We start from the raw sequence: 5313 nt of genomic DNA, 5'->3' as shown, positions 1-5313 counted from the left end.
CCAGGAAGACCCGGTCTCCGTGTTAGGGCCTCATCCGTAGCGTGATCCGTGCCACCCTGCCTACGAAATGGACGCACTCGGGGACCCTCAGGGCCCAACAGGCACGGGCAACTGGTCCGGCAACCCCATGACAACCTCCCGCGGCATGGGCCGGGAAAAGAGGTAGCCTTGCAACAGGTCGCAGCTGCGGCGGATCAAGTCCTGCTGCTGCTCTCGCTCCTCGATGCCTTCGGCGACCACCACCAGGTCCAGGCAGTGAGCCATGGTGATGATGCCCTGCACGATGGCAGCGTTGCTGCGGTTCGTGCCGATATCCTGGATGAAGGCACGGTCGAGCTTGACCTTGTGGATCGGCAGATCGCGCAGGTAACTCAGACTGGAGAAGCCGGTGCCGAAATCGTCCAGCGCGACGCGAATGCCCATCGCCTTGAGCGTGTTGATCAGCTCGATGGCCGTCTTGGCGCCGTCGAGCAGCACGCTCTCGGTGACCTCCAGTTCCAATAGCTCAGGCGGCAGTCCGGCGGCGTCCAGCGCCGCCTGAACGTCGGACAGGAAGCCGTCGCGCCGGAACTGCAGCGAGGAGATGTTCACGGCGACCGGCACGTCGAGGCCACCTTCGGCACGCATGGCCGCCGCGTCCTGGCAGGCACGATGCAGGATCCAGCGCCCCAGCGGAATGATCTGCCCGGTCTGCTCGGCCAGCGGGATGAACACCCCGGGGGAGATCATCCCCCGCTCCGGGTGGTGCCAGCGGATCAGTGCCTCCAGCCCGCGGAGGTGCCCGTCCACCGCCTCCACGATGGGCTGGTAGTAGAGCTCGAACTGGTCACGCCGCAGCGCCGTGTGCAGGTCGTGGCGCAGCAGCACGGCATCCTTGGTTAGCCGTTGCTGGTCGCCCTGATACCAGTGCCAGGTGTTACGACCTTCTTGCTTGGCGTCAGCCACCGCCAGGTCGGCACGTTGCATGAGTTCGTAGGCGTGATCCGCGGTCTCGCAGTTGCAGGCGATGCCGATGCTGGCACTGATATGCAGCGGCTTGCCATCGATCTCGAACGGCCGAGATAGCGCACTCAATACCCGCTCGGCCATGTCGATCCCGGCCTGGCGGTCGTCGAGGTGTGGGAGCAGCAGGGCGAACTCGTCCCCGATCATGCGTGCCAGGGAATCGTCTGCCCCCACTAACTGGCGTAGTCGTTCACCCACCGCCACCAGAAGCTTGTTGCCGATGTGGTAGCCCAGGCCGTCATTGATGGTCTTGAAGCCGTCCAGGTCGAGGTGCATCACCACCAGCAGCCCTGACTCCTCCTGGGCCCGCTCGAAGGCCGCGTCCAGTCGCTCATCGAAGGCGGTGCGGTTGGGCAGGCCGGTCAGCAGGTCATGGGTGGCCTGATGGGCGATCTGTGCTTCCTGCTCACACTGCCGGGTAATGTCCTGCTGGATCCCGATGTAGTGGCTGCAGATGCCAGCCCCATCGAACACCGGGCTCAGCGAGAGGTGGTTCCAGAAGGGTGTGCCGTCCTTGCAGTAGTTGCGCAGGGTGACCTCGACAGACTGCCGACCGCCGATGGCCCGGCGAATGGCGGTGAGTGCCTGAGGGTCGGTGTCGGCCCCCTGCAAGAAGCGGCAGTTACGACCCAGCACCTCTTCGGGAGCGTAGCCGGTAAGCCGGTGGAAGGCCTCATTGGCATACACCAGCGGAATGTGGGGCTGGCTGGCATCGGCCATGACCACACCATTGGGGGTGGCCTGGACGCCGCGTTCCAGCAGGCGGCGGGCCTCCTCTTCCTGCTTGCGGGTGGTGATATCGCGGCAGATGCCATAGACCCCGACCACCTCGCCATCCACGGAGACAGGGAAGTTCAGGACTTCCAGCTGATAGGCATGGCCGTCGCTGTGGGTGCCCAGGGTCTCGTACTGGTGCGACCCGCCTCGCCTCGCGATATCGAACCCGGCCTGGGTCAGCTCGCGATACTCGGGTTCGATGAACTCGTTGAAGTGACGACCGACCATGGCCTCTTCGGGATATCCGGTGATGCGCATCAGCGCCGCGTTGGCCCGCAGGAAGCGCCCCTCAAGGTCGAACTCATAGACGCCGTCGGGGTGGTTCACGAACAACGAACGATACCATTCAGCCAAGGTACGGTGGTTACTGGTATCGCGGTCGTGCAGGATGGCCAGGGCCACCAGCGCCGTTGCCTGCTTCATGCGCCGGTGACTCGCCTCGGTAGGGTGGTTGGGGTCGCGGAAGTAGATACTGACGGCGCCCAGCAGCTCGCCCTGAGCCGTCAGCACGGGATTCGACCAGCAGGCGAGCAGCTGTTCTTGCTCGGCGGCATCGCGAAACGCGGCCCAGCGCGAGTCGGTGCGGATGTCCTCGGTAATCACCGGCTCGCGGTAGTAGGCCGCACAGCCGAAAGACGCAGCGTCGGGAGCGATGGGTGCTGCCTGAAGGCAGTCATGATAGGCCTTGGAGAAACGCTGGCTGGAAATGAGGCTGAGCGTCTGACGCTTGACATCAAAGCGCATGAAAGCGGGAACGGCGGTCGGTAGCAGCACCTCGATCCAGCGGGCAATGGCATCCAAGGTCTCTTCGAGCGGGACTTGCTGGGCGATCCGTTCGTGGACCTCCTGCTGCGCCTCCATCAGCGCCAGTTCGTCGAGCACTCCAATGTCTCCAAGCATAAAAGGGATAGACGGCACGCCTTGCCGCTTATCAATACAGCGACATAGTGGCTTAGCGCACCTTAAGAGTGCAATACATGCTCAACCACGCACGGACAGCCGGAATGCAAGCAGGTGACGTTGCTCGCTCTTTGCTCGATACTCCCGCCCTTCAGCATCGCGGCCTGTCTCCGCTTGCCACCTCCCCTCTGGGTAACCTGCCAAGCCATGATGGCGCTGGCCTTACCGAGATGCCGCCCGTGATCATTAAAGCCCTCTGGGCCCGCCTGACGGTGGCCCTTGTCATTCCGCCGGGACTGGTCATCCTCCACACTGCCCCCTTTTCGCTTCTCACCTCGAGGCGCGAGTCGACCGCCCAGGCACCGGGGAGGCCTCGCGGAAACCGGCGATCAAGCGCGGCGATCAGGGGCTCTACGCCGCCAAGGGAGCGGATCGTAACCGCGTGCATTGGGAGGAGGCTTGAAGTTGGGAACGCCAGGATCGGGGGTCGCGCCGGCGACCTATTGATTGCATTCCCTGTCATTGACGAGACAATGCAATTGCATTACCTTGGATGCATTACTGTTGCATTACCATTGAGCGGAGGCCAATCATGAACACGGTCATTGAGGATGACTCCACCCTGACGGCTCGCTACCAGACGACCGTGCCGGCATCGGTGCGTCGTGCGCTGAAGCTGAAGCGCCGCGATCGGATTCACTACACGATTCGCCCCGATGGGGAAGTGGTGCTCACTCGGGCCCGCGACGAGTCCAGCCAAGACCCCGTGATCGCCAGCTTCCTGGCCTTCCTGGAGCGCGATCTGCAGGAGCACCCGGAAAACATTCGTCCTGTCACTGCCAGCACCTTTGCCGAGGCCGAACGCCTGACGGCAGGCATTGAGGTAGACCTCGATGAGGAACTGCCAGAGGAAGACGATGACACATGAGCCCTCTGGAGATAAACGGATGGACGATCTACGCACATCCGCTATTCCTGGAGCAGGTCGATGCGCTCACCCGTGAAGTGAAGCGACGCCAGGAAAAGGATCCGCTCGGATATCGCAGCAAACCGGCCACCAAGCGTCTGGCGGCGATTGTGAAGCTGGCCAAGAACGACATTCCACAGGACCCGGCAGGCCCTCAGTATCGCCAAGGAAACACCCTCGGGGCTGAGCACACCCATTGGTGCCGGGCAAAGTTCTACCAGCAGTACCGGCTGTTCTTTCGCTACGATCTTGCGAACAAGATCCTTATCTACGCCTGGGTCAACGACGAATCCACCAAGCGCGCCTATGACAGCCAACAGGACGCTTACGCTATCTTCCACAAGATGCTCAAGAACGGTAACCCGCCGGATAGCTGGAATGACTTGTGGAGAGCAGCTCTCAGTGATGGCGAACGCATCAAATTGCTTCTGGGGGCAGAGGGTGATGAGCCTTAATGTCAGCATGCCGGGGGGCGGCACATCGTCAGCGGTCACGTGCAAGCTGGTGCGATCGCGAATCAGGTCGCGGACCGAAGAAGCGCTGGAATACCTTATCGAGGTTGATACACGCCTGCTGGAGCGCAATCGAATCAACATCCTTCAACCCACCACATTGCCGCGACTTCTTGGCCACCGGCAGCAGCTTCTTGATGTCATGCCTGGCGCTCAGCGACTGGCCATGAATGCGATAACGATGGGGGCATGATGCGAAGGTCGGAGTTGTAGACGAAGCGCACTGACCCGCCCCCCGTCCGTGTGGGCGAGGGGTTACGCGAATTTTGCGAACCACAAAGGAAAATACTACATGGATCTTGCAGTCCTGTTGGACCAGGTGCACACCATCGCCAAACACGCCGGCGAGGCCATCATGGCCATCTACGCCCGCGACTTCTCCATCGAGGAGAAGGCGGACAAGAGCCCGCTGACCGAGGCCGACATGGCCGCCCATGAGGTGATCGTCGCCGGCCTGAACGCCCTGCCAGGCCGCATCCCGGTGCTCTCCGAGGAGAACACCGACGACTTCGCCGGGGCGGACGCCAACGGCCGCTACTGGCTGGTGGACCCGCTGGACGGCACCAAGGAGTTCATCAAGCGCAACGGCGAATTTACCGTCAACATCGCGCTGATCGAGGCCGGCAAGCCGGTGCTCGGCGTGGTCGTCGCTCCCGCGCTGGAGGTGTCCTATCTGGCCGCCCAGGGCGTGGGCGCCTTCAAGGTCGCGTGGGGAGCAGGCCAGAGCGGCGAGCGCACGCCCATCCGCGTGGCCGGCAAGCCTGCCGACGGCGCCACCTGGCGTGTGGTGGGCAGCCGCTCCCACCCCAGCCCCGACCTGGCCGAATGGCTGGAGCAACTGGGCAAGCATGACATGGTGCCCATGGGCAGCTCGCTGAAGTTCTGCCTGATCGCCGAAGGCGAGGCGGACGTCTACCCCCGCCTCGGTCCTACCTGCCTATGGGACACCGGCGCTGCCCAGGCCGTGGTCGAACAGGCCGGAGGAAGCGTGGAAACCCGGGAAGGTCAGCCGCTCCGCTACGCCACGCCGGAGCAGCACCTCAACCCCGACTTTATCGTCTGGGGCCATGGCGCCTGAAGCGCGTGACAGGTCAGACCGTGAATGCACCCACGAATCATGCTGCGCATTGATTCGGGGCTTCCCGCTCTCGC

At 63.1% G+C, this 5313-nt stretch carries 4 protein-coding genes; 3 read left to right on the top strand and 1 reads right to left on the bottom strand.

The window, feature by feature from the left end:
• Window positions 1–87: 87 nt before the first annotated feature.
• A complete protein-coding gene (locus RI841_RS14115; RefSeq protein ID WP_310706268.1) occupies window positions 88–2664 on the bottom strand; it encodes an EAL domain-containing protein in 2577 nt (858 codons plus the stop codon).
• Between the two features lie 610 nt (window positions 2665–3274).
• Here RI841_RS14115 and RI841_RS14110 point away from each other — a divergent pair.
• The 3 genes from RI841_RS14110 to cysQ all read left to right on the top strand — a co-directional run bounded on the left by RI841_RS14110 (window position 3275) and on the right by cysQ (window position 5239).
• Window positions 3275–3610, top strand: a complete 336-nt coding sequence (locus tag RI841_RS14110) for a type II toxin-antitoxin system PrlF family antitoxin (protein WP_310706267.1) — start codon at window positions 3275–3277, stop codon at window positions 3608–3610.
• On the top strand, window positions 3607–4104 hold the full coding sequence (locus RI841_RS14105) for a type II toxin-antitoxin system YhaV family toxin (protein ID WP_310706266.1): 498 nt from the start codon (window positions 3607–3609) through the stop codon (window positions 4102–4104). The genes RI841_RS14110 and RI841_RS14105 overlap by 4 nt, the downstream gene beginning before the upstream one ends.
• Before the next feature lie 349 nt (window positions 4105–4453).
• Window positions 4454–5239 (top strand): 3'(2'),5'-bisphosphate nucleotidase CysQ, encoded by a 786-nt coding sequence (cysQ, locus tag RI841_RS14100; RefSeq protein ID WP_310706265.1) that lies wholly within the window; start codon window positions 4454–4456, stop codon window positions 5237–5239.
• The last annotated feature ends 74 nt before the right edge of the window (window positions 5240–5313 follow it).

The sequence above is a fragment of the Halomonas sp. genome, assembly GCF_031581305.1.
Taxonomy (GTDB): domain Bacteria; phylum Pseudomonadota; class Gammaproteobacteria; order Pseudomonadales; family Halomonadaceae; genus Halomonas.
The sequence above is the reverse complement of the archived record's forward strand: the minus strand, read 5'-3'. Positions and strand labels throughout refer to the sequence as shown.